At 63.9% G+C, this 22,111-nt stretch carries 23 protein-coding genes; 19 read left to right on the forward strand and 4 right to left on the reverse strand.

Going from position 1 to position 22,111, the window contains the following annotated elements; all coding sequences use genetic code 11:
* Nucleotides 1–15 precede the first annotated feature (15 nt).
* The 19 genes from THIX_RS07065 (at nt 16) to nagZ (ending at nt 17,293) form a co-directional block, all read left to right on the forward strand.
* Nucleotides 16–993, forward strand: coding sequence for a beta-ketoacyl-ACP synthase III (locus THIX_RS07065; RefSeq protein ID WP_112485664.1), 978 nt, complete (start codon nt 16–18; stop codon nt 991–993).
* Nucleotides 994–1,097: 104 nt separating this feature from the next.
* Nucleotides 1,098–2,036, forward strand: a complete 939-nt coding sequence (fabD, locus tag THIX_RS07070) for an ACP S-malonyltransferase (protein ID WP_112485665.1) — start codon at nt 1,098–1,100, stop codon at nt 2,034–2,036.
* Nucleotides 2,033–2,782: a 3-oxoacyl-ACP reductase FabG gene (gene fabG, locus THIX_RS07075; RefSeq protein WP_112485666.1), complete on the forward strand. Its 750-nt coding sequence runs from the start codon at nt 2,033–2,035 to the stop codon at nt 2,780–2,782. Before fabD ends, fabG begins: the two co-directional genes overlap by 4 nt.
* A gap of 60 nt (nt 2,783–2,842) precedes the next feature.
* Nucleotides 2,843–3,082, forward strand: coding sequence for an acyl carrier protein (gene acpP / locus THIX_RS07080; RefSeq protein WP_031407857.1), 240 nt, complete (start codon nt 2,843–2,845; stop codon nt 3,080–3,082).
* A 175-nt stretch (nt 3,083–3,257) separates the two neighbouring features.
* Complete coding sequence (gene fabF, locus THIX_RS07085) at nt 3,258–4,493, forward strand: beta-ketoacyl-ACP synthase II (protein ID WP_112485667.1); 1,236 nt, start codon at nt 3,258–3,260, stop codon at nt 4,491–4,493.
* A gap of 18 nt (nt 4,494–4,511) precedes the next feature.
* Nucleotides 4,512–4,925, forward strand: a complete 414-nt coding sequence (locus THIX_RS07090) for a hypothetical protein (protein WP_112485668.1) — start codon at nt 4,512–4,514, stop codon at nt 4,923–4,925.
* The gene (gene rpoE / locus THIX_RS07095) at nt 4,922–5,533 is read left to right on the forward strand and encodes an RNA polymerase sigma factor RpoE (protein WP_112485669.1); all 612 of its coding nucleotides are present in this window, start codon (nt 4,922–4,924) and stop codon (nt 5,531–5,533) included. Before THIX_RS07090 ends, rpoE begins: the two co-directional genes overlap by 4 nt.
* 50 nt (nt 5,534–5,583) lie before the next feature.
* Nucleotides 5,584–6,216: a sigma-E factor negative regulatory protein gene (locus tag THIX_RS07100; protein WP_158540822.1), complete on the forward strand. Its 633-nt coding sequence runs from the start codon at nt 5,584–5,586 to the stop codon at nt 6,214–6,216.
* Nucleotides 6,182–7,336, forward strand: coding sequence for a MucB/RseB C-terminal domain-containing protein (locus THIX_RS07105; RefSeq protein ID WP_112485671.1), 1,155 nt, complete (start codon nt 6,182–6,184; stop codon nt 7,334–7,336). Before THIX_RS07100 ends, THIX_RS07105 begins: the two co-directional genes overlap by 35 nt.
* An 82-nt stretch (nt 7,337–7,418) precedes the next feature.
* A complete protein-coding gene (locus THIX_RS07110) occupies nt 7,419–8,906 on the forward strand; it encodes a Do family serine endopeptidase (protein WP_371412882.1) in 1,488 nt (495 codons plus the stop codon).
* Between the two features lie 344 nt (nt 8,907–9,250).
* A complete protein-coding gene (lepA, locus tag THIX_RS07115; RefSeq protein ID WP_112485672.1) occupies nt 9,251–11,041 on the forward strand; it encodes a translation elongation factor 4 in 1,791 nt (596 codons plus the stop codon).
* Between the two features lie 18 nt (nt 11,042–11,059).
* On the forward strand, nt 11,060–11,980 hold the full coding sequence (lepB, locus tag THIX_RS07120; RefSeq protein WP_112485673.1) for a signal peptidase I: 921 nt from the start codon (nt 11,060–11,062) through the stop codon (nt 11,978–11,980).
* A 45-nt stretch (nt 11,981–12,025) separates the two neighbouring features.
* Entirely contained in the window at nt 12,026–12,376 is a 351-nt protein-coding gene (locus THIX_RS07125; protein ID WP_112485674.1) for a DUF4845 domain-containing protein, read from the forward strand.
* Nucleotides 12,377–12,438: 62 nt separating this feature from the next.
* Nucleotides 12,439–13,158 carry a ribonuclease III gene (rnc, locus tag THIX_RS07130; RefSeq protein WP_112485675.1) on the forward strand — a complete coding sequence of 240 codons (720 nt, stop codon included), beginning with the start codon at nt 12,439–12,441 and terminating at the stop codon, nt 13,156–13,158.
* Between the two features lie 11 nt (nt 13,159–13,169).
* On the forward strand, nt 13,170–14,081 hold the full coding sequence (era, locus tag THIX_RS07135; protein ID WP_112488228.1) for a GTPase Era: 912 nt from the start codon (nt 13,170–13,172) through the stop codon (nt 14,079–14,081).
* A gap of 75 nt (nt 14,082–14,156) precedes the next feature.
* A complete protein-coding gene (gene recO, locus THIX_RS07140; RefSeq protein WP_112485676.1) occupies nt 14,157–15,026 on the forward strand; it encodes a DNA repair protein RecO in 870 nt (289 codons plus the stop codon).
* A complete protein-coding gene (locus THIX_RS07145) occupies nt 15,023–15,811 on the forward strand; it encodes a pyridoxine 5'-phosphate synthase (RefSeq protein WP_112485677.1) in 789 nt (262 codons plus the stop codon). Before recO ends, THIX_RS07145 begins: the two co-directional genes overlap by 4 nt.
* Nucleotides 15,808–16,215 carry a holo-ACP synthase gene (gene acpS, locus THIX_RS07150; protein ID WP_112485678.1) on the forward strand — a complete coding sequence of 136 codons (408 nt, stop codon included), beginning with the start codon at nt 15,808–15,810 and terminating at the stop codon, nt 16,213–16,215. The genes THIX_RS07145 and acpS overlap by 4 nt, the downstream gene beginning before the upstream one ends.
* 22 nt (nt 16,216–16,237) lie before the next feature.
* Complete coding sequence (gene nagZ / locus THIX_RS07155; protein ID WP_112485679.1) at nt 16,238–17,293, forward strand: beta-N-acetylhexosaminidase; 1,056 nt, start codon at nt 16,238–16,240, stop codon at nt 17,291–17,293.
* A gap of 49 nt (nt 17,294–17,342) precedes the next feature.
* On the opposite strand, the gene THIX_RS07160 is transcribed toward nagZ, so the two are convergent.
* The 4 genes from THIX_RS07160 to accB all read right to left on the reverse strand — a co-directional run bounded on the left by THIX_RS07160 (nt 17,343) and on the right by accB (nt 22,085).
* Nucleotides 17,343–19,112 carry a DUF3426 domain-containing protein gene (locus tag THIX_RS07160; RefSeq protein ID WP_112485680.1) on the reverse strand — a complete coding sequence of 590 codons (1,770 nt, stop codon included), beginning with the start codon at nt 19,110–19,112 and terminating at the stop codon, nt 17,343–17,345.
* 77 nt (nt 19,113–19,189) lie between these two features.
* The gene (gene prmA, locus THIX_RS07165) at nt 19,190–20,113 is read right to left on the reverse strand and encodes a 50S ribosomal protein L11 methyltransferase (RefSeq protein ID WP_112485681.1); all 924 of its coding nucleotides are present in this window, start codon (nt 20,111–20,113) and stop codon (nt 19,190–19,192) included.
* Nucleotides 20,114–20,168: 55 nt separating this feature from the next.
* Nucleotides 20,169–21,518: an acetyl-CoA carboxylase biotin carboxylase subunit gene (accC, locus tag THIX_RS07170; protein WP_112488229.1), complete on the reverse strand. Its 1,350-nt coding sequence runs from the start codon at nt 21,516–21,518 to the stop codon at nt 20,169–20,171.
* 99 nt (nt 21,519–21,617) lie between these two features.
* Nucleotides 21,618–22,085 (reverse strand): acetyl-CoA carboxylase biotin carboxyl carrier protein, encoded by a 468-nt coding sequence (gene accB, locus THIX_RS07175; protein ID WP_112485682.1) that lies wholly within the window; start codon nt 22,083–22,085, stop codon nt 21,618–21,620.
* Nucleotides 22,086–22,111: the final 26 nt, after the last annotated feature.

Here is a 22,111-nt window from a genome sequence, read left to right on the forward strand (position 1 = left end):
CAAAAATCTGCACCTATGTCGCGCTATTCCCGCATCATCGGCACTGGCAGCCACCTGCCGCCGAATCGCGTCAGCAACGCGCAACTCGCTGCGCAACTGGCGCGTGACGGCGTCGAGACCAGCGATACCTGGATCGTCGAGCGCACCGGCATCCGCTTCCGCCATTTCGCCGACCCGGCAACCTCCAGCGTGGATCTGGGTGAGCAGGCGGCACGCCATGCGCTCGATGCCGCAGGACTGACGCCTGCCGACGTCGACCTGATCATCGTCGCCACCTCAACGCCGGACATGATTTTTCCGTCGAATGCGGCGCTCATCCAGGGCCGCCTCGGCGTGCCGGGTGGCGCGGCGTTCGACGTGCAAGCCGTGTGTGCCGGCTTTGTCTATGCCCTGGCTGTGGCCGACCAATTCGTGCGCGGCGGCATGGCCCGTCATGCCCTGGTCATCGGTACCGAAGTGTTTTCGCGAATTCTCGATTTCAAGGATCGCACCACCTGTGTGCTGTTTGGCGACGGTGCCGGCGCGGTCGTGCTGGCCGCAAGCGACGAGCCTGGGCTGCTGGCGTCGGCCTTGCACGCCGATGGCCGCAAGGCCGGCATTCTGTGCACACCCGGCCGGGTTTCCGGGGGCGAAGTGGCGGGCCACCCCTATCTCAAGATGGACGGCCAGGCTGTGTTCAAGCAGGCCGTGCATGTGCTGGAAGATGTGGCACGCGAGGTGCTGACGATGTCCGGCCGCACGCCGCAGGACATCGATTGGATGGTGCCGCATCAAGCCAATATCCGCATCATGTTGCACACGGCGAAAAAATTGGGGCTGCCTGCCGAAAAAGTGGTGCAGACCGTGGCGGAGCACGGCAACACCTCGGCGGCCTCCATCCCGCTGGCCTTGGACGTTGCCGTGCGTGCCGGCAGCATCCAGCGAGGCGACACCCTGTTGCTTGAAGCCGTGGGCGGTGGTTTGACCTGGGGCGCTGCACTCCTGGATTACTGAGGAACTCGCCGCCAGGCGCCGGCCGTCTTGCACGCCAGCCCTGGCTGTGCCCCCTTGGCTGCATCAATCCAACACAACCCGATTGCCGATTCGCCACACCATTCATGAAACCCTTCGCTGTTGTTTTCCCCGGTCAAGGCTCCCAGGCCGTGGGCATGCTCGATGCATGTGCCGAGCATCCGGCGGTGCGCCAGACTCTGCAAGAGGCGAGTGACGCGCTGCACCAGGACATGGCCGCACTCATTGCACAAGGGCCAGCCGAGAAACTCAATCTCACCACCAACACCCAGCCGGTCATGCTGACGGCTGGCATCGCCCTCTGGCGCTTGTGGCTGGCCGAGGGTGGTGCCATGCCACAGGCCATGGCGGGGCATAGTCTGGGCGAGTACACGGCGCTGGTCGCCGCTGGCTCGCTGGCCTTTGCCGATGCCCTGCCCCTGGTGCGCTTTCGTGCCCAGGCGATGCAGGAGGCGGTTCCCGTGGGCAGTGGCGGCATGGCTGCGGTGCTGGGTCTGGACGATGCTGCGGTGCGCGAGGTCTGCAGCGACGCGACGTCGCAAAGCGGGGAAGTGGTGGAGGCGGTGAACTTCAACGCGCCCGGGCAGGTGGTCATTGCCGGCACCAAGGCGGCGGTCGATCTGGCCTGCACACTTTTGAAGTCGCGTGGCGCCAAGCGTGCGCTGCCGCTGGCGGTGTCGGCCCCTTTCCACAGCACCTTGCTCAAGCCGGCGGCGGATCGGCTTGCCGCATACCTGGAACAGGTGCCGATCCGAAGTCCTGCAGTGCCCGTAGTGCATAACGTGGATGTGGCCCAGCACCTTGAGCCGCAGGCCATCCGCCAGGCGCTGGCGGCCCAGGCCAGCGGCGCTGTACGCTGGGTGGAATGTGTCCGGGCCCTGGCGCTTGCAGGCTGCGCCGACATCGTGGAATGCGGGCCTGGCAAGGTGCTGGCCGGTCTGACACGCCGCATCGACCCCAATCTGGGCAGCCATGCCCTGACCGACGCAAGCAGCGCACACAGCATCAAGGAGGCTTTGGCATGACGACTCAACCATCCACTCTGGCCGGCCAGATTGCCTTGGTCACGGGCGCCACGCGCGGCATCGGCCAGGCGATCGCCGCCGAACTGCTACGGCAGGGAGCTTATGTCGTCGGCACCGCCACCAGCGAAGCCGGCGCACAACGCATTGCCGAAGCGCTGGGCGCCGGTGGCGAGGGCGTGGTGCTCGACGTGAATGACGCCGAAGCCGGCGCAGCCTTGATCGACCGCCTGGTGCGCGACAAGGGCGGCCTGCATGTTTTGGTCAACAACGCCGGTATCACCCGCGATACCCTGGCCTTGCGCATGAAGGACGACGACTGGGCTGCGGTCATCGACACCAATCTCAGTTCCGTATTCCGCCTGTCGCGCGCTGCCATCCGGCCGATGATGAAACAGCGTGCAGGACGGATCATCAGCATCACTTCGGTGGTGGGCGCATCGGGCAATCCGGGTCAGGCCAACTATGCCGCCGCCAAGGCTGGCGTGGCTGGCATGACCCGCGCCCTGGCGCAGGAACTGGGCAGCCGCAACATCACCGTCAACTGTGTGGCGCCCGGCTTCATCGACACCGATATGACGCGCGGATTGGCCGAGGCCGCTTCGCAGGTCCTGCTGGCGCGCATTCCGCTTGGCCGGCTCGGTCGACCCGAAGACATCGCCCATGCGGTAGGCTTCCTGGCCAGCCCGCTTGCCGGTTACATCACGGGTGCCGAGTTGCACGTGAATGGCGGTATGTACATGATTTGAATCCCCGGATGCCGTCATCCGGATTGCTAGAATTCGATTGCCTTTTTTCTGGAGAATTACATGAGTGATATTGAACAGCGCGTCAAAAAAATTATTGCCGAGCAACTCGGGGTGGCTGAAGATCAGGTCACGAATGAGAAATCCTTCGTCAACGACCTGGGCGCTGACTCGCTCGACACCGTGGAACTCGTGATGGCGCTGGAAGATGAATTCGGCATCGAGATCCCCGATGAAGACGCCGAAAAAATCACCACCGTGCAATTGGCCGTTGACTACGCCAAGCAACACCACAAAGCCTGAGCCGTCCGTCCGACTCGGCGTTCTGCCGTACCCGTCGCGGCTGGCTCTTGCGTTTGCTTGCCGAGTCGCACTGAAATTTGAGGCCTAAATTCGCGGCCTGAGCTTTCACGGCTGTGCAGCCGCCACGGCTGCCAGCACTTCCGATTCCTGATCCCGCCTTGCGACCCCTTTCCCCATGAGTCTGCGTCGACGTATCGCCATCACCGGCCTGGGCGCCATCTCTCCAATTGGCAACACGGTTGAAGTCGCCTGGGGCAATCTGGTTGCCGGCAAGTCCGGCATCGGACGCATCACCAAGTTCGACGCCTCGACGTTCTCGGCGCAAATCGCCGGCGAGGTGCGCGACTTCGACATCGGCGCCTACATCCCGGTGAAGGAAGCGCGCCATATGGACACCTTCATCCACTATGGCGTGGCGGCCTCCATGCAGGCCGTGCGCGACAGCGGTTTGGCCGATGCCGGCCTGGACCCCGAGCGTGTCGGCGTTTTGGTGGGCTCGGGCATCGGCGGTCTGCCCATGATCGAGCAGACTCACCAAGATTTCATCGACCGAGGCGCGCGGCGCATTTCGCCGTTTTTCGTCCCGGCTTCCATCATCAACATGATTTCCGGCCATGTGTCCATCGAATATGGATTCAGGGGCCCCAATCTTTCCGTGGTCACGGCCTGCACCACCGGCTTGCATGCCATCGGCCTGGCCGCACGACTCATCGAGGGTGGCGATGCCGATGCCATGGTGGCGGGCGGCTCCGAAGCCACCGTCTGTCCCTTGGGAATCGGCGGCTTCGCTTCGGCCCGGGCCCTGTCCACGCGCAATGACGACCCCACCGCGGCCAGCCGCCCCTGGGACAAAGACCGTGACGGTTTCGTCCTCGGTGAGGGCGCCGGCGTCATGGTGCTCGAAGCCTGGGAACACGCTACCCAGCGCGGCGCCAAGATCTATGCCGAGCTCGTCGGCTTCGGCATGAGCGGCGACGCGCACCACATCACTGCACCCAATGTCGACGGACCGCGCCAATGCATGTTGGCCGCCATGCGCAATGCCGAGATTGCCGTGGATCAGGTGCAATACCTCAACGCGCATGGCACATCCACTCCGCTTGGCGACAAGAACGAGACCGATGCCATCAAGGCAGCGTTCGGCGCCCATGCCCACAAGCTCGTGGTCAATTCCACCAAGTCTATGACCGGACACTTGCTGGGTGGCGCTGGTGGTTTGGAGTCGTTGTTCACAGTCTTGGCACTGCACCACCAAATCTCACCACCCACCATCAACTTGCAGACGCCGGATCCAGACTGCGACCTGGACTACTGTGCCAACACGGCACGCCAGATGCCGATCGAATACGCGCTCAAGAACAACTTCGGCTTCGGCGGAACCAACGGTTCGCTGGTCTTCCGCCGCGTCTGATTCCGGCCAAGCTCCGCCATGAAGGCTACAGCACAATTTCAGCTCCATGTGGAGCGCTTCGCCCGCTGGCATGCACTGCTCACTGGGTTCGATCTCGCCGTCGCGCTGGCCGCCGTCTGGAATGTCTGGCAATGGCGTGGGCATAGTGAGGTTGGAGTCATGGGCGGTTTGTCCCTGGCAGTATTCCTTCTGGTGCTGGCGGCCCAATTTCCCTACTGGAAAACGCGTGCGTTCACCTTGGTACACGGCGCCAGCGGCTGGAAATTGCTGCAAGGTAGCCAGCAGCGGGATCTTGCCGAAGTTCGAGGCTTGAGCCTGCCCGGCCAACTCCTGGTGTTGGGGACGAGCGCGCAGGGTCGTGTGGTGCTTCCCGTGTCATCCGACATTTCCCCGACTGCCTGGCGAGAGCTACGGACCCGGCTGGCGTTGTGACAGCTCTCGTGGAGCCGACGCCCGATCAGTTGCTGGTCCAGCGAGTTCAGGCTGGCGACCAGAAAGCCTTCGAGTTGCTGGTGGCCAAATACCAGCGCCGCATTTTCCGGCTCATCTCACGCTTCATCCGCGACTCGGCCTTGGCCGAAGACGTGTCGCAAGAAACCTTTCTGCGCGCCTACCGCGCCATCGGCCAGTTCCGTGGCGACAGCCAGTTCTACACCTGGCTTTATCGCATTGCCGTCAATACGGCGAAGAAAGCCATTGCCGACAGCGCGCGCGACCCCGTCATCCGCGAGTCATCCACCATTTCTGACGATGGCGAAACTTTTGTTTCCGGCGAGCAACTAAGTGACATGGAAACCCCGGAAGCCGTGTTGGCGAGCCGGGAAATTGCCAGAACAGTCAATGCTGCCATGGATGCGTTGCCGGAGGATTTGCGCACAGCCATCGCCTTGCGCGAAATCGAAGGCCTGAGTTACGAGGATATTGCGCAGGCCATGAGTTGCCCGGTCGGCACCGTGCGCTCGCGCATTTTCCGGGCGCGCGAGGCCATTGCCAGGCAACTTCGCCCTTTGCTGGGCACCAAATCGGGCGAGCGGTGGTGAGGCATGAGCAGCCACGCTATATCTGGAGTGTTGTGATGGAGTCATCGGACATGAATGAAGCGGCGATGCAAGCGCGCATATCCGCGCTGATGGATGGGGAGGCGGGTGCGGATGAGCACGCGTCAGGCGCAGGACGGCATGACGCTGTTTGGCACGCGTTAGCCGCCGACGCCGAGGCGCGACAGGCTTGGCTGCAATACCACCAGATTGGCGATTTGCTGCGCTCCTCCGAACTCGCGCCACTGCAGCGGGAGCAGGTCTTTCTGCAGCGTTTTTCCGAGCGGCTGCGTCAGGAACCGGTGCAATTCTCCCCAGCTGCTCAGGCTCTTGCGCAACAGCCCAAACGACCGCGCGCGCGCTGGGCGGCGGCGGGCGCAGCCGTTGCGAGCGTGGCGACTGTGGCCTTGGTGACCTTCTCGTCCTTGCCATCCTTGCCTATCCGGCAGCCTGCGCAGATGGCCGCGCAAGCGCCCGTCGGATTGCCGGAACAAGCGGCTGCGCCGCAGCACATCGCGCTGCATGCGCAGCCTGGGCAAATCCCGGTCGTCGACAAGATGGGGGGCCAGATGCCCGCCATCTGGGCGCAATATCTGATGGCCCATCAACAACTGGCCGGGAGCGTGCTGCCCTATACCCCAGCCGGCATTCATGAAGCGGATTTCCGTGTGGCCCTTACGCATTAAGCCGATGGCGCGCTTCTCGCGAGGTTTCTCGCGAACCCGGATGCAATGCGCCGCGGCGTGCTGCGCGCTGTGGCTGATCCCCGCCATCGCCTCGGCCACTGCCAGGCAAGACCTTGCGGCAGGCGCTGGAACCCAGGCCGCGGCGCTGCCGCTCAATCCTGCGCAAAAGGGCGACGCTGCAGCCTCGGCGAGCGGCTCGCACCCCAAGCCCCAGCATCAGGAAGCCTCCTTGCAATCCTGGTTGCAGCGCGTCAGCCAGGCAGCGAAGGACCGCAATTACTCGGGCGTTTTCGTGGTGCAATCCGGCGGCCGCATCGTGACTTCAACGATCGACCACTATGTGGTGCATGGCAACACCCTTGAGCGTGTGGAAACCCTCGACGGCCAGCGCCGCATCCTGGTGTGCCACAACGCCGAGACTCGGACGATTTTGCCCGATGCCCGCCTGATCGTGGTCGAGGATCACCACACCGACTACAGTTTTCCCCGCATGCTGAAGACGCCGCATGCGGACTATGCAACGCACTACAAACTCAAACAAGAGGGACATGAGCGCTGCGCCGGCTATGTTTGCGACGTCACGCGCATCATCCCGCGGGACGATTTGCGTTACGGCTACCGGCTTTGGACCGAGCGGAGATCGGGCCTGCTGGTGAAGGCGCAAACGCTGAATGATCAGGGCAAGGTACTCGACCAGGTGGCGTTTACCCAACTCGACCTCAACCCCAAGCCCAGGCCCGACTTGGTTTCCAAGGCACTGCAAGGCACCTCTGGCTATCAGATCGAGCATATGCGTGCCAGCCTGAGCACGCCCCAGGCGCAAGGCTGGGGCTTGAGTCAACCGATTCCCGGCTTCGAGTCCGTGGGCATTTACAAGCGCCGTCTCATGCTGCATGGCAAGCCGGCAGAGGTCACGCAGTGGCTGTTCAGTGACGGCTTGGCTTCGGTTTCGCTGTTTGCCGGCCCCAGCGCAGATTCGCAGCAGGCGGGTGCCAGTCTGCACATGGGCGATACCAACGCGCTGCTCGCTCGCAAGGGTGCATGGTCGGTCATTGTGATCGGGGCGGTTCCGGCAAAAACCCTTCAGCTTTTTGCCGATTCGCTGAAGCAACTTCACTGAGAGACGGCTTCATTCACAATAGGTTGCATTTTGACGCATGGTATATGCTGTGCGCTCGGTTATCCACCTGCACCTACTTGTGATGGAGTCTTTTGTGGACACACGTTTCACCGCTGTTGCCTTTGCCGTTGCCCTGAGTCTCGGCATGCTTGCCCCCATCGGCGCCACGGCTGTTGCCGCCCCGGTCGCTGCAGCGAACTGCCCGGGCACGTGTGGCCTGCCGGACTTCACGGGGCTGGTCGAAAAGGTCGGCCCCTCCGTCGTCAACATCCGCACCTTCAAAAAGGTCTCGGCAGATCAGGGGCCGCAGATGGATGACCAGACGCGTGAATTCCTGCGCCGATTCTTCGGTGTTCCCGTGCCGCCCGCTGCGCCTCCCGGCGGCGGTTCCGCGCCGAAGGGCGAGGGCGAAGAAAAACCCACCGGCGTGGGTTCGGGCTTCATTCTGAGTGCCGACGGCTATGTGATGACGAACGCTCACGTGGTGGATGGTGCCGATGAGATCATGGTCACACTCACCGACAAGCGCGAGTTCAAGGCGAAGTTGATCGGCGCTGACAAGCGCACCGATGTGGCGGTGGTGAAGATCGACGCCAAGAATCTGCCCGCTGTGAGCATTGGCGACTCGAAGAGGATCAAGGTCGGTGAATGGGTGGTGGCCATCGGTTCGCCGTTCGGCTTGGAGAACACCGTGACCGCCGGCATCGTCAGCGCCAAGGGGCGCGACACCGGCGACTACACCCCCTTCATCCAGACCGATGTCGCCGTGAATCCGGGCAATTCGGGTGGGCCGCTGATCAATATGCAGGGTCAGGTCATCGGCATCAACTCGCAGATCTACAGCCGCACCGGTGGCTTCATGGGCATCTCCTTCGCCATTCCGATCGACGAGGCGATCCGCGTGGTCGATCAACTCAAAACCACAGGCTTTGTCGTGCGCGGCAAGATCGGCGTGGCGATCGACAGCGTCAGCCGCGAACTCGCCGAGTCCATCGGCCTGGGCAAACCCATAGGCGCGCTGGTGCGCAGTGTGGAAGCGGGCGGCGCAGCCGACAAGGCAGGGGCTCAGGCGGGCGACATCATCACCAGGTTCGACGGTAAAACCATCGAGCGCGCAACCGACCTGCCCCGCATCGTCGGCGAGGTCAAACCCGGTACCCGTGTGCCGATGCAGGTGTTCCGTCGCGGTGCCGAGCGCACCCTGCAAGTGACCGTGAGCGAATGGGCCAAGGAAACAAAAACGGCCAGCGAGAAACCCACGCCCGCCCTGAAGTCGGGCGCCGAGAAGAGCCCCATCGGCGTGGCAGTGGTTGATCTGAACGACGCGCAGAAAAAGGAGTTGGGAGTGAAGTCCGGCGTGTTGGTCGAGGCCGTGCAAGCTTCGGCCGGACGTGACGGCTTGCGTGTGGGCGATGTGGTGACGACGATGAACAATGTTGAAATCACCAGCGCCAAGCAGTTCAGGGATCTGGCGGCCACCTTGCCCGCCGGCAAACCGGTTGCACTGCTGGTGCGTCGTGGCGATGCGGCGCAATTCATTCTGATTCGGCCCAAGGCAGTCGGGGAATGATTATTGATCTCCATTCCATTTTCGCTTGATTTTCAGCTAATTTTTTCAGAAATATGGATTTTATAATCTATATAGTCGTTTCATCTCAAGATTCGATGCAAATTTCACCGGGAATGGCCCGATCTTCGCCTGGCCGGAGCCTCCGCCGCGCTTAAAATAGAGGTCCAACAAGCAGTTGCCAAACAGTTTTTGTTGGTAGGCGCGACCTGAATGCCGCGCCTTTTTTTTGGCCTGCTCCACCCCGCAAACCCCAGTGGTCCGCGAGTCTTGCTGCCCTTTGTTGCGGTCGCTGGGACGCAGGGCCAACCCGAGCGCAGGCCGTCTGCGAGTCGAACCGAGAGCGCATGCAACTGATCCGCAATTTTTCCATCATTGCCCATATTGACCACGGCAAGTCGACCCTTGCAGACCGGCTGATTCAGCGTTGCGGCGGCTTGTCCGACCGCGAAATGGATAACCAGGTGCTTGATTCCATGGACCTGGAGCGCGAGCGCGGCATCACCATCAAGGCGCAGACCGCGGCCCTGTCCTACAAGGCGCGCGACGGTCAGACCTACCGGCTCAACCTCATCGACACGCCTGGGCATGTGGACTTCAGCTATGAGGTCAGTCGCTCGCTGTCGGCCTGCGAGGGCGCGCTGCTGGTGGTGGATGCCAGCCAGGGCGTGGAAGCGCAGACCGTGGCCAACTGCTACACCGCGATCGAACTGGGCGTGGAAGTGGTGCCCGTGCTCAACAAGATGGATTTGCCGCAGGCCGACCCGGAAGGTGCGCGCCGGGAGATCGAAGAAGTGATCGGCATCGACGCCTCCGACGCCTTGCTGGCCAGCGCCAAGACCGGCATGGGCATCGACGACATCCTGGAGGCCGTCATTGCCCGCATACCGGCGCCGAAGGGCGACCCAGACGCGCCGCTCAAGGCGCTGGTGATCGACTCCTGGTACGACAGTTATGTCGGCGTGGTGATGCTGGTGCGCGTGGTCGACGGTGTGCTCAAGTTGCGCGACAAAATCCAGTTGATGGCCACCGGCGCGCAGTATCAATGCGAACAACTTGGCGTGTTCACGCCCAAGTCATTGGCGCGTCAGCAGTTGGAGGCGGGCGAGGTGGGCTTCATCATCGCCGCCATCAAGGAGCTCAAGGGCGCGCGCGTGGGCGACACCGTCACTTTGGCACAGCGTCCGGCCGCAGCCGCGCTGCCGGGCTTCAAGGAGGTCCAGCCGCAGGTGTTCGCCGGTTTGTTCCCGGTGGAGTCGAACCAGTACGAGGCGCTGCGCGACGCGCTGGAAAAGTTGCAGCTCAACGATGCCGCGCTGCAGTTCGAGCCGGAGGTCTCGTCGGCGCTGGGCTTCGGTTTCCGCTGCGGATTCCTCGGGCTGCTGCACATGGACATCGTGCAGGAGCGCCTGGAGCGCGAGTACGACATGGATCTCATCACCACCGCACCTTCGGTGGTCTACAAGGTGCAGTTGCGCGACGGCACGGAGCTGACCGTGGATAACCCGTCGCGCATGCCCGAGGTTGGGCGCATCGAGCAGATCCTCGAGCCCATCGTGACCGTCAAGTTGTTCATGCCGCAAGACTATGTGGGTCCGGTCATGACGCTGTGCAACGTCAAACGTGGCGCACAGAAAAACATGGCCTACATGGGCCGCCAGGTACAACTCACGTACGAGATGCCGTTGGCCGAAATCGTGCTCGACTTTTTCGACAAGCTCAAATCCATCTCGCGCGGCTATGCGTCGATGGATTACCACTTCCTCGAATATCGCGCCGCCGACGTGGTGAAGGTCGATATCCTGATCAACGGCGAGCGGGTCGACGCCCTCTCGCTCATCGTGCACCGCGCCCAAAGCCAGTACCGCGGGCGCGAGGTCACGGCAAAAATGCGCGAGCTCATTCCGCGCCAGATGTTCGACGTGGCCCTGCAGGCGTCGATCGGGGCGAACATCATTGCGCGTGAGACAATCAAAGCCCTGCGCAAGAACGTGCTGGCCAAGTGCTATGGCGGCGATATTTCGCGCAAACGCAAACTGCTGGAAAAACAAAAAGCCGGCAAAAAACGCATGAAACAAATCGGCACTGTCGAAGTCCCTCAGGAAGCGTTTCTGGCCATTCTCAAAGTCGAAAACTAAAGCACACACCCTGTTCACATGGAAGCACCGGCCGTTAATTTCACCCTCCTTCTCTTCATCCTCCTGCTGGTCACCGGCGTTTTCTGGATTGCCGAGAAATTTCGTTTTTCCCGCCAGCGCATCGCCGCCGCCAATGCTGCATCCACAGGGCTGCGCGCACGCCGCGACGAGTTGCACAAGCAGGGCATCGCCCCCGACGCCAGCCTGAGCGACGAGCAAATCCTTGCCACCCGCGAACGCCTGTTGCGCCAGCCCTGGTGGCTGGAATGGACGGCCGGGCTGTTCCCTGTCATTGCCTTCGTCTTCCTGCTGCGCTCCTTCGTGGCCGAGCCGTTCAAAATTCCATCCGGGTCGATGGAGCCCACGCTGGTGCCGGGCGACCTGATCCTGGTGAACAAATTCATCTACGGCCTGCGTCTGCCCTTGGTGCACGAGCGCATCACCCCCGGCGAAAGTCCGCAGCGCGGCAATGTCATCGTGTTTCGCCTGCCAAAAGATCCAGCCATCGACTACATCAAGCGCATCGTCGGCACGCCGGGCGATACGGTGTCGTATGAGAACAAGCATCTGGTCATCAATGGCGTGCCGGTCGCCGAGAAGGCCGATGGCGAGTGGTTCGATCCCCGCTCCATGGTGTATTACCAGCAGTACCAGGAGATGCTGGGCAAAACCGAACACCGCATTCTCATCAATCCGCAAGCGCCGACCTATGTCATCGGCGGCCCCGACAATTTCCCTCATCGCGGCAACTGCCATTACAACGCCGAAGGCTTTGTCTGCAAGGTTCCACCCGGCATGTATTTCGTCATGGGCGACAACCGCGATAATTCACTGGATTCGCGTTACTGGGGCTTCGTGCCCGAGCGCAATATTGTGGGCAAGGCCTTTTTTGTCTGGATGAATTTTGGCGGGCTGAAGAATATCGGCCCCATTCATTGACCGCTCCGTGGTGTTTGGCAATGTTTTTCCAATAAGGTGGTTGATATGACCCGTGCTTCAAAACAACGTGGCATCACCCTGATTGGCCTGATCTTCTGGGGGGCGATCATTGCCTTCCTGGTGGTGGTCGGCATGCAGGCCGTGCCTGCGGTGCAGGAGTCTTTCGCCGTGCAAAATGCGGTGGACAAGGCTGCCAAGGCTGGGCCGACGGTGGGCGATATCCGCACCTCATTCGATAAGACGGCCTCGGTCGACTACATCAGCATGGTGTCCGGCAAGGATCTCGACATCACCAAAGTGAACGGCCGCGTGGTTGTTTCCTATGCCTACAACAAGGAAATCCACCTGTTCGGCCCAGCTTATCTGCTGCTGAAGTTCGCAGGGCATTCCAACTGATTGCTGCACCCAAGCTGGCACCGGGCGAGGTTTTCCGGCAACGCAAGCACGGGCCCCAACGCATGTCGTCCGACGCTGACCTGCAAGCGCGCCTGCACTACGCGTTTCGCGATCCGGCACTGCTGCGTCAGGCACTGACCCACCGCAGCCACGGCGCGCACAACAATGAGCGGCTTGAGTTCATCGGGGACTCCGTGCTCAACCTGGCCATTGCGTCGTTGCTGTATGGCGATGGCCAGGCCAGCGAGGGCAACCTCTCGTATTGGCGAGCCAGCCTGGTGCGTGAAGAAACCTTGGCCGGTCTGGCGCAAGAACTCGGCTTAGGCGCCTGTCTGCTGTTGGGCGAAGGCGAGTTGCGCAGCGGCGGCAGCATGCGCCCGTCCATCTTGGCCGATGCGCTGGAGGCCGTGATGGGCGCCGTGTTCCTGGATGGTGGCTTCGCCGCGGCGCAAGACCTGGCCGAGCGACTGTTCCGCGACCGTCTGCGCAACCTCGATACCCAGGCCAGCGCCAAGGATGCGAAGACGCGCCTGCAGGAAATCCTGCAAGGTCGAAAATTGAAGGTGCCGGTCTATGTCGTCACAGCCACCAGCGGCCCGGCCCATCTGCAGCATTTCCAGGTGCAGTGCGAAGTGGCCGAACTGGACTTGCGTACCCAGGGCGACGGCGGCAGCCGACGCGCAGCCGAGCAACAGGCAGCGGAGCAGATGATCGAGCGCCTGCAGTCAGAGATTCCCTCCGGGCGCAAGCCTTGCCGTCCCGGCGCGCCGCCCAAACCGTGAGTGACACCAGCATGCAACCCGACGCCGTCATCCCGCCGCTGCCCAGGCGCTTCGGCACCGTCGCCATCGTCGGGCGGCCGAACGTGGGCAAGTCGACCCTGCTCAACAGCCTGATCGGGCAAAAACTCAGCATCACTTCCGACAAGGCGCAGACCACGCGCCACCGCCTGCTGGGTCTGCACACCGAGGGTTCGGTGCAGTTCGCCTTCGTCGACACGCCCGGCTTTCAGGTGCGCCACACGCGCGCGCTCAACCGTGCGATGAACCGCACCGTGACAGCGGCGCTGGCCGAGGTGGATGTGGTCTTGTGGGTGATCGAAGCTGGGCAACTCGGCCCCGAGGATGAGCGCGTGGGCGCGTTGATTCCACCCGGCAAGCCCGTCATCCTCGTGGCCAACAAGCTCGACCGCGTGCAATCCCGCGAGAAGCTGCTGCCTTGGCTGCAAGGCCTTGGCGCTCACAAAAATCTGGCCGAGATCGTGCCGCTGTCGGCGCGCAAACCGGCCGATGCGAAGCGCCTCCTGGCCATCATTGCGCCCTATCTTCCCGAAGGCGAATGGGGCTATGACGCCGACGCCCTCACCGATCGCAGCGAGCGTTTTCTCGCCGCCGAAATTCTGCGCGAAAAACTGTTCCGCCTGACCGGGGACGAGTTGCCGTACACCAGCGCGGTCCTGATCGAGCGCTTCGAACAGGAGGGTGATCTGCGCCGCATCGCCGCCGCCATCGTGGTCGAGCGCGACGGCCATAAGGCCATGGTCATCGGTGCTGCAGGCGAACGGCTCAAACGGATTTCCACGGAAGCTCGCATGGAAATGCAGCGCCTGTTCGACGCCCCTGTGTTCCTGGAGGTGTGGGTGAAAACACGCTCAGGCTGGGCCGACGACCAGCGCGCCGTACGCGCTTTCGGCTACGAAGACTAGCCTGGCGCCATGCGTTCAGCCGCTTCGTTCGCGCGTGCCAGAGCCTGACCGGATTCAACGCCAGCGACCTGCTTCATGGACCCGTTGCTTTTGCCGCACGCCTTGCCCGCCGCACCCCAGGCGGAGTTGAACGCTGCCGCCACTCCAATCGGGACAACACCGCACAAGCCCCGCCCACGCGGGCGCATCGAGCGGGCGCATGACGAGCCCGCCTATGTGCTGCACGCGCACCCGTGGAAGGAAACCAGCCTGATTCTCGACGTGTTCAGCCGCCATCACGGTCGCCTGGCGCTGGTGGCCAAAGGGGCGAAGCGGCCAACTTCGCAACTGCGCACGGTGCTGCTGGGGTTTCAGCCCTTTGCCGCAAGCTGGAGCGGGCGCGGCGAGGTGCGCACGCTCACCCGTGCGGACTGGAGCGGAGGCGTGGCGCCGCTGGCCGGGCTGCCCCTGTTGTGCGGTTTTTACTTCAACGAATTGCTGGTGCGCCTGCTCGCGCGCGAGGACGCGCACGAGACCTTGTTCGACGCCTACCACGCCGCCGTGATGCAACTGGGTGCAGACCCGCGTGGCTTGACGGCGGGTGTCGAGCCCATGCTGCGGCGCTTCGAGATCAGCCTGCTGCGCGAGTTGGGCTATCTCCCGCCGCTCGACCGTGAAAGCCAATCGGACCAGCCGGTGCGCGCCGATGCCTATTACACCGTGGACCCGCAACTCGGGGTGCTGCCCACCAAGCCCACGGACGGTTCCCATGCCGAGCTTGATTCGGCCCGGCTTGGGGGCGGCCTTTACCTGGGGGCGCAGTTGCTGGCGATGGAGTCGGGCGACTGGGCGCAAGCCGGTGCGGCGCGTGCCGCCAAGACGCTGATGCGCGAACTGCTTCACTATCATCTCGGCACCCAGCCGCTGCGCACTCGGCAGTTGCTGATCGACCTCCACCAGCTATGAATCCCCACGTTTTCGCCGCAGTGTCAGGCCCCTTGCTGGGTGTGAATATCGACCACATCGCAACCTTGCGCAATGCCCGCGGCGGCAGCCATCCAGACCCTGTGCTTGCCGCCCGCGCGGCCGTGGATGGCGGTGCCGACATCATCACCTTCCATCTGCGCGAAGACCGCCGCCATATCCGCGACGCGGACGTGCAGCGCATCAAGGCGGAGATCGGGGTGGCGCTGAACTTCGAGGCCGCGGTGACCGATGAGATGCTGGGCATCATCGAACAAGTCCAGCCCGAGAACGTCTGCCTCGTGCCTGAACGCCGTCAGGAAATCACCACCGAAGGCGGGCTCGATGTCGCTGGCCAGTTTCATCGCGTGCAGGGCGTCTGCGCCCGATTGGCGGCCGCTGGCTGCCAGGTTTCCCTGTTCATCGAAGCCAGCCGCGCGCAAATCGAGGCTTCGGCCCGCGCCGGTGCGCCCTGTGTGGAATTGCACACCGGCGCCTACGCCAATGCCTGCGAGGCGGGCGATGCAGCCCTTGCGCAGCACGAGCTTGAACGCCTGCAACAGGGTATGGCCGCGGCGCGCGCACTTGGCCTGCAAACCCATGCGGGGCATGGGCTCACGCTGTCCAGCACCGGCAGCATTGCCGCCATGCCCGAGGTGAGCGAACTGCACATTGGCCATGCGCTGGTGGGCCACGCGCTGTTCGTCGGCATGGAGCAGTCGGTGCGCGATTTCAAGGCGGCCATCGTGCGTGCCAGCTTGGCGCGCGCCGCAGCCGCATCGCGATGAGCAGCATCTACGGCATCGGCACCGACGTCTGCGAGATCGGTCGCATCCGCAGCGCCTGGAAACGCCACGGCCAGCGCTTCGCCGAGCGCATTCTGGGCCAGCAGGAACTCGAAGTCTTCGGCCAGCGACACGCGCGGGCACCGGCGCGCGGGGAGCGTTATCTGGCCACGCGCTTCGCCGCCAAAGAGGCGTTTTCCAAGGCTATCGGCCTGGGCATCCACATGCCCATGACCTGGCGCGCTTGCGAAATTCTGAACGCCACCGGAGGGCGCCCAAGCATGGTTCTGCATGGCGAACTCGCTGTCTGGTGCGCGGCGCGGCAGCTACGTTTTCATGTGTCCGTATCCGACGAAGTGCTCACCGCCGTGGCCTTTGTCATTGCCGAAGTCTCCCTTCCGAATTGAACCCTCCATCTTTTCAAACAGCATGCACACAGCCCCTTTCATCATCGATATCGCCGGCACCACGCTCGCTCCCCATGAGCGCAGACGTCTGAAAAACACGCTGGTCGGCGGCGTCATCCTGTTCACCCGCAACTGGGCTTCGCGCGAGCAACTCGTCGCCCTGGTTGCCAGCATCAAGGCCGTCCGTGCCGATCTGTTGGTGGCGGTCGACCATGAAGGTGGCCGCGTGCAGCGTTTCCGTGAAGGCGGCTTCACATTGCTGCCGGCCATGGCCGAACTCGGCCGCTTGTGGATGCGCGATGCCATGACTGCGGTGCAGGTGGCTGGCGCCTGTGGCCTGGTGCTGGGGGCCGAGTTGCGTGCCTGCGGCGTGGACCTGAGCTTCACGCCCGTGCTCGATCTGGACTGGGGGCGTTCGGGTGTGATCGGCAGCCGCGCATTCCATGCCGATGCGCGCGTCGTCAGCCTGCTGGCGCAAGGCTTGATGGCCGGCCTGCAACGCGCCGGCCTGGCGCATTGCGCCAAGCATTTCCCGGGCCACGGCTGGGCGCAGGCGGATTCGCATGTCGATGCGCCGCGCGACACGCGCAGCCTGCGCAACATCCTGCAGCACGACGCCGCGCCTTATGGCTGGCTGCGCCACGGCCTGCAGGCGGTGATGCCGGCCCATGTGATCTACCCCAAGGTGGATGCCAACCCGGCGGGCTTCAGCCCGCGCTGGTTGCAAGACATTCTGCGCGGCCAACTCGGTTTCGACGGTGCCATCATCAGCGACGACCTGAGCATGCAGGGCGCGCGCGCCCAGGCGGATGACGACACCTCCGCCGTGGTCCAGGCGCTGAACGCCGGCTGCGACCTTGCCTTGTTGTGCAACCAGAGTCAGGTGGACCAGGGGGGCCCGATCGACGCGGTGCTGCGAGGTTTGCAGCAGGCGCTCGTCAGCGGGCAATGGCAGGCCGATGCAGCCAGCGAGCCGCGACGCCTGGCCCTGCTGGCCTCGCGTCCGCCGCAACCTTGGGATGCGCTGATGCGCAGCCCGGCTTATCTCGCCGCGCTCGACGACCTCGCGCGAATCTGACGGCGCACGGTGTCGCGACTGCCGGGCATGGCGAGGCAGGTGGGCGTCCTCAGGGATAGAAGGCGTACAGGGTGTAGCCGCTGGCTTCGTCCTTGCGCAATTGCAGCTTGAGTTGAATGCGCAGCTCGGCGTCGGCAGCCAGGCCCCGTCGCACCCGTTGCTGCAGGGCGGCGGCATCGTTTGCCAGCTTGCCGGTGGCCAGGTATTGCGCAGGCTGAATGACTTTGCGCACCACGATCTGATCCTGCGTTCCCGTCAGTGTGAGTTCCAGCGCAGGGTAGGCGACGGCCTCGCCGCTGCGGTTGCGCAGCGATGCGTCGAGCTGCAGCAGCCCATCACTCCCCGGTGACATGGACGAGGTGTCGATCACCAGGCTGCGTGGCCTGCGCGGTGCCGTCAAGCTGCAGCCGGCCACGGCGCAGAGCCGCACCAGCACGGGACGGGTTTGCGGCCAATTCGCGGCCAGTGCGTCGCGCCAGGTCCAAGCCGCTTGCGCGCCACCCATGACGATGAGCAGCATGGCCACCACAGCCAGACCGGCACGCACGCCAGGCTGCTGCCAACGTTCCTGCGCGCGCGCCTGGCGCAGGAACCCGGGTTCGGCCACGACGCCATCAAGAAGATTGGGCGCGGCGCTCGCCAGCGCATCCGACATGAAGGGCTGGGCAGCCGCGGCTCCATCGGCATGGGGCGTCACGGCATCCAGGGATGGTTCAGGTTCCCGAGTCTCGGCTCCCATTTCCGTTCCGGCTCCGGTGTCGGGCCCGAATTCGTAGTGCAACACGGCGCCGAGGTCGAAGCGCGAGTCCGTTTCCCCTGCGCCTGCTGCGGCCTGCGCGTCGGTTTTGTCGGCCAAGGGCTCCAGTTCGAACCTTGCACCGTGGCGTGCTGCCTCGGGTGCTCGATCGGCTGCTGCGAGTAGGGCCTCTTCCTTGGCGGCGCGCAGCAACTCTTCGAATGGCGCGGGCGGCGGGGGTGCGCCGGCTGCTGCGCCATCGTTTCGCAATGCCGCCTCGGCTTCGGCCGAGAAGCTGGCAAGCTCCTCGTCGTCTGAGCCTTCGATCCCGCCCGGATGATCGGGCGCGGCGCCGGCTTCGGGTGCCGCGTCCAGGGCTGCCGTGCTGCTTGGCGTTTGCGCCTGTTCAATGGCCGGAAAAACTTCGTGTTCTGCCCAAGCTGCGTCATCTGGGCCCGGCGTTGAGGGCAGCTCCAGCGACTCTTCGGCCGCAGCCTCGATCTGCTGTTGTCCGTCCTCTTCGTCCTGTTCCGCCTGGATGAGGTCTTCAGGTATGGCGAGGGGTTCAGCAACTGTTTCGTGTTCGCTTGCCTGGGGCGCAGCCTGTGGAACCGGCGTCCGGTCATCCGTGTCGGGCCGTGCGGGATCGGCGGAGACAAAAAAGGCTGGGACGGGAACCGAGTCAGCGAAGGCACCGCTTTGCCAGGGCGATCTGCTGGTGATCTCCACGCCAGGACGCACGGGGATTGCTTGCGCCGGCAAGGCTGCAGTGATGGCGGCGTGGTAGGCCGCGCCGATGGACGGCTGGGCCGCCGCTGCCGGGGACACAACCGTCTCGGCGTTCGGGAGCGCCTCAGCCTCAGCCGGCGTTGGCGAGGGCGCCGTGGGCCGAAGTTCCGCTGCAGGCTCGGGGCCCGCGGGTACGGCATGGGGCCGCTCAAAGGCATGCTCGAACGCATGATCGGCCGCGTTGAAGGCTTCGCCGCAACGGCCGCAGCGCACCCAGCCCTGGCGCAGGAGCAACTGGTCGCGCACCAGCTTGAAAGCGGTGCCGCAATGCGGGCAGCGAGTGGCGAGAGGCATGGGCGCTCAGTATAAAAACAGCAGCGGGCAGGTAACACGCCTGCCCGCAGGACGCGTTTCGGGCAGGTGCGCCGCCCTCACGCCGGCGCCGCGCTCAACGTGGCGTGCGTGGTGCCCGCCAGGCAGACCCAGCCGTCGCGTTCGGCATGCACTTGCAGGCGTGCGTGCGGCGCGTAGGCGGCGATGAGTACGTCGGCTTGTCGGCTGAGAATGCCCGAAAGCACCAGCCAGCCTCCGGGCCTGGCACGCGCTGCCAGCATCGGGGCGAGCAGGCGCAGCGGCGCGGCCAGAATGTTCGCCAGCACCACGTCGAAGTGCTGCGCGGGGAGTTCGTCGACATGGCAACAATGCGCCAGCGCCACGCCGTTGCTTGCGGCGTTCGCCTGGCTGGCGCTCACGGCGGCAGGGTCGATGTCCACGGCGCTGACCGACTGCGCGTCCAGTTGCGCGGCGGCAATGGCCAGGATGCCGGAGCCGCAGCCGTAGTCCAGCACATCCAACCCCGCGAGGGGTGCTTGTCGCACCAGCCAGCCCAGGCAGAGCTGGGTGGTGGGGTGGGTGCCGGTGCCGAAGGCCAGCCCCGGATCGAGCTGGATGACCAACTGCGCACCGGCTGGCGCGCTGTGCCAGCTCGGCACGATCCACATGCGGTTCTCGATGCACACGGGCTGGAATTGCGACTGGGTCAGGCGCACCCAGTCCTGGTCGTGGATTTCGGCCTGTTGCACACCCCGCAAATCGGCCAACAAACCATCGCCCAGCAGGGCCAGCAAGGCTGAATCGGCATCGGCTTCGGAGTTGAACAGGGCGCGCACGAGGTTGTGCTGCCAGGCCTCGCGGGGCGTGGGCATGCCGGGTTCGCCGAACAGCGCTTGTTCCGTTGCGGTGCCGGCTTCCTGGTCTTCCACCGCGACGCTCAGGGCGCCGTGTTCCATGAGCGCGTCGGAAAGGGCCTCGGCCTGGGTGTCGTCGGCGGGGATGGTGACTTCACGGTAGGCCATGGCAGGAGCGGTTGGAGAGGAGGGAAACCGTGGGCAACGGCCCGGGGCCGTGACCTTAGCCGTGGCGGGCCGCCATGTACTCTTCCAGATAGTGGATATTGGTGCCGCCTTCCAGGAAGCGTGCGTCCACCAGGAGTTCGCGGTGCAGTGGGATATTGGTGGCAATGCCGTCCACCACCATTTCCGACAAGGCCGTGCGCATGCGCGCCAGGGCTTGTTCGCGCGTGGCGCCATGGACGATGATCTTGGCAATCATCGAATCGTAGTTCGGCGGCACGAAATAGCCGGCGTAGACATGCGAATCCACCCGCACGCCTGGCCCGCCCGGCATATGCCAGGTGGTGATGCGCCCGGGACTGGGCGTGAACTTCACGGCATCTTCGGCATTGATGCGGCACTCGATGGCGTGGCCATTGACCACGATGCTGCGCTGGCGCAGCGTGAGCTTTTCGCCCGCCGCGACCAGAATTTGCTGCACCACGATATCCACCCCGGTGGTGAGCTCGGTGACGGGATGCTCCACCTGCACGCGGGTGTTCATCTCGATGAAATAGAACTCGCCGTTCTCGTAGAGAAACTCGAAGGTGCCGGCGCCGCGATAGCTGATTTTCCGGCAGGCATCGGCACAACGCGCGCCGATGCGCTCGATCAGTTTGCGCGCGATGCCCGGCGCCGGAGCCTCTTCCAGCACCTTCTGGTGACGGCGCTGCATCGAGCAGTCGCGCTCGCCCAGCCACAGCGCGTTGCCATGTTCGTCGGCCATCACCTGAATTTCGATATGGCGCGGGTTGGTGAGGAATTTCTCCATGTACACCGCGGCATTGCCGAAGGCGGCTTGCGCCTCCGCCTTGGTCGTGGCCACGGCGTTGAGCAGCGCGGCTTCGGTATGCACCACGCGCATGCCACGCCCACCGCCGCCGCCCGCCGCCTTGATGATGACGGGATAGCCGGTGGCACGCGCCATGCGCGTGATCTCGCGCGGGTCGTCGGGCAACTCGCCTTCCGATCCGGGTACGCAAGGCACGCCAGCCTTGATCATGGCCTGCTTGGCCGAGACCTTGTCGCCCATTAGGCGAATGGAATCGGGTCGCGGGCCGATGAAGGTGAAGCCCGAGCGCTCCACGCGCTCGGCGAAATCCGCGTTCTCGGAGAGGAAACCGTAGCCGGGATGGATGGCCTCGGCGTCGGTCACTTCCGCGGCGGAGATGATGGCCGGCATGTTCAGATAGCTCAGGCCGGAGGGGGGCGGGCCGATGCACACGGCTTCGTCGGCCAATTTGACGTATTTCGCGTCTCGGTCGGCTTCGGAATAGACCATCACGGTCTTGATGCCCAGTTCACGGCAGGCACGCTGAATGCGCAGCGCGATTTCACCGCGATTGGCGATCAGGATTTTTTTGAACATGGTGGCTTCGGCCTCAGCGTGACGCGTTGGCATGCAAGAAAAAAGCCCCGTGGGGGCGAGCTGTACGGCAAGGTTCAGCGGGTGCCGACAACACCGACATCACTCAAGCACGAACAAAGGCTGGCCGTACTCGACTGCCTGGCCGTTGTCGACCAGGATTTCCTTGACCACGCCGTCGATGTCCGACTCGATTTCGTTGAGAATTTTCATCGCCTCGACGATGCATACCGCCTGCCCTTGCTTCACCGTGTCGCCCACTTCGACGAACGGCTTGGCGCCCGGCGCGGAGGAGCGGTAGAAGGTGCCGACCATGGGCGATTTGATCAATTTGCCGCTGGGCGCAGGGGGCACAGACGCTGCCGCTTCGGCGATGCCGGTGGCAGGTGCCATGGGGGCGCCCTGTTGTGCGGACATGGGTGCGGCGATGTACTGCACCGGGGCCTGTTGGGCAAGAACCGGCGGCGTTTTGACGATGCGAACCTTGCCTTCAGCCTCGGTGATTTCGAGTTCCGAAATGTTCGATTCCGAGACGAGGTCGACAAGGGTCTTGAGTTTGCGCAAATCCATGGTGTCGCTGTGATTTGTGGCGAATT

This window comes from Thiomonas sp. X19 (genome assembly GCF_900089495.1).
GTDB lineage: Bacteria > Pseudomonadota > Gammaproteobacteria > Burkholderiales > Burkholderiaceae_C > Thiomonas_A.

What these genes read in the sequence shown, in the direction of transcription:
- nagZ (WP_112485679.1), top strand. Translation starts at nt 16,238, where the DNA reads ATGCACACAGCCCCTTTCATCATCGATATCGCCGGCACCACGCTCGCT.
- fabF (WP_112485667.1), top strand. Translation starts at nt 3,258, where the DNA reads ATGAGTCTGCGTCGACGTATCGCCATCACCGGCCTGGGCGCCATCTCT.
- THIX_RS07145 (WP_112485677.1), top strand. Translation starts at nt 15,023, where the DNA reads ATGAATCCCCACGTTTTCGCCGCAGTGTCAGGCCCCTTGCTGGGTGTG.
- acpP (WP_031407857.1), top strand. Translation starts at nt 2,843, where the DNA reads ATGAGTGATATTGAACAGCGCGTCAAAAAAATTATTGCCGAGCAACTC.
- THIX_RS07125 (WP_112485674.1), top strand. Translation starts at nt 12,026, where the DNA reads ATGACCCGTGCTTCAAAACAACGTGGCATCACCCTGATTGGCCTGATC.
- prmA (WP_112485681.1), bottom strand. Translation starts at nt 20,113, where the DNA reads ATGGCCTACCGTGAAGTCACCATCCCCGCCGACGACACCCAGGCCGAG.
- THIX_RS07090 (WP_112485668.1), top strand. Translation starts at nt 4,512, where the DNA reads ATGAAGGCTACAGCACAATTTCAGCTCCATGTGGAGCGCTTCGCCCGC.
- THIX_RS07100 (WP_158540822.1), top strand. Translation starts at nt 5,584, where the DNA reads ATGAATGAAGCGGCGATGCAAGCGCGCATATCCGCGCTGATGGATGGG.
- fabG (WP_112485666.1), top strand. Translation starts at nt 2,033, where the DNA reads ATGACGACTCAACCATCCACTCTGGCCGGCCAGATTGCCTTGGTCACG.
- lepA (WP_112485672.1), top strand. Translation starts at nt 9,251, where the DNA reads ATGCAACTGATCCGCAATTTTTCCATCATTGCCCATATTGACCACGGC.
- THIX_RS07160 (WP_112485680.1), bottom strand. Translation starts at nt 19,112, where the DNA reads ATGCCTCTCGCCACTCGCTGCCCGCATTGCGGCACCGCTTTCAAGCTG.
- THIX_RS07110 (WP_371412882.1), top strand. Translation starts at nt 7,419, where the DNA reads ATGGAGTCTTTTGTGGACACACGTTTCACCGCTGTTGCCTTTGCCGTT.
- rnc (WP_112485675.1), top strand. Translation starts at nt 12,439, where the DNA reads ATGTCGTCCGACGCTGACCTGCAAGCGCGCCTGCACTACGCGTTTCGC.
- lepB (WP_112485673.1), top strand. Translation starts at nt 11,060, where the DNA reads ATGGAAGCACCGGCCGTTAATTTCACCCTCCTTCTCTTCATCCTCCTG.
- THIX_RS07065 (WP_112485664.1), top strand. Translation starts at nt 16, where the DNA reads ATGTCGCGCTATTCCCGCATCATCGGCACTGGCAGCCACCTGCCGCCG.
- recO (WP_112485676.1), top strand. Translation starts at nt 14,157, where the DNA reads ATGGACCCGTTGCTTTTGCCGCACGCCTTGCCCGCCGCACCCCAGGCG.
- acpS (WP_112485678.1), top strand. Translation starts at nt 15,808, where the DNA reads ATGAGCAGCATCTACGGCATCGGCACCGACGTCTGCGAGATCGGTCGC.
- accC (WP_112488229.1), bottom strand. Translation starts at nt 21,518, where the DNA reads ATGTTCAAAAAAATCCTGATCGCCAATCGCGGTGAAATCGCGCTGCGC.
- THIX_RS07105 (WP_112485671.1), top strand. Translation starts at nt 6,182, where the DNA reads ATGAAGCGGATTTCCGTGTGGCCCTTACGCATTAAGCCGATGGCGCGC.
- accB (WP_112485682.1), bottom strand. Translation starts at nt 22,085, where the DNA reads ATGGATTTGCGCAAACTCAAGACCCTTGTCGACCTCGTCTCGGAATCG.
- era (WP_112488228.1), top strand. Translation starts at nt 13,170, where the DNA reads ATGCAACCCGACGCCGTCATCCCGCCGCTGCCCAGGCGCTTCGGCACC.
- fabD (WP_112485665.1), top strand. Translation starts at nt 1,098, where the DNA reads ATGAAACCCTTCGCTGTTGTTTTCCCCGGTCAAGGCTCCCAGGCCGTG.